The 663-nt window shown below is 29.6% G+C and carries 1 protein-coding gene; it reads left to right on the top strand.

What is annotated here, in order from left to right; genetic code table 11:
* Positions 1-663: protein rep (locus tag KA878_RS13485; protein WP_245336761.1), on the top strand; the 663-nt coding region annotated here is incomplete at both ends.

The raw sequence follows: 663 nt of genomic DNA, 5'->3' as shown, positions 1-663 counted from the left end.
TGAAACATTAAAAGATATGACTAAAAGTGGGAAACAACGCCCATGGAGAGAAAAGAAAATAGATAATGTAGGCTATGCAGATATACTTGAAATATTAAAAATAAAAAAGGCTTATAACGTAAAGCAATGTGGAAACGTCTTAGAGTTCAAGCCGACTGATGAAGGTTATTTGAAGTTACATAGGACTTGGTTTTGTAAATCCAAATTATGTCCAGTTTGTAATTGGAGGCGTGCTATGAAAAATAGTTATCAAGCTCAAAGAGTGATTGAAGAAGTGGTTAAGGAAAAACCGAAAGCTCGTTGGTTATTTTTAACACTTTCAACAAGAAATGCGATAGATGGTGATACTTTAGAACAAAGTTTAAAACACTTAACTGAATCATTTAGAAGATTATTTAAATATAAAAAAGTTAGTAAAAATTTAATTGGTTTTATGCGTTCAACAGAAGTAACAGTTAATAAAAATGATGGTAGTTATAATCAACATATGCATGTTTTGTTATGTGTTGAAAATAGTTATTTTAAAAAAAAAGATAATTATATAACGCAAGACGAATGGGTTGATTTATGGCAAAAAGCATTACAAGTTAATTATCGACCAGTAGCAAATATTAAAGCGATCAAACCAAATCAAAAAGGCGATAAAGATATTCAAGCAGCAAT

This window comes from Staphylococcus sp. GDY8P57P (assembly GCF_017892585.1).
GTDB classification, from domain to species: Bacteria; Bacillota; Bacilli; order Staphylococcales; family Staphylococcaceae; genus Staphylococcus; species Staphylococcus borealis.
The sequence above is the reverse complement of the archived record's forward strand: the minus strand, read 5'-3'. Positions and strand labels throughout refer to the sequence as shown.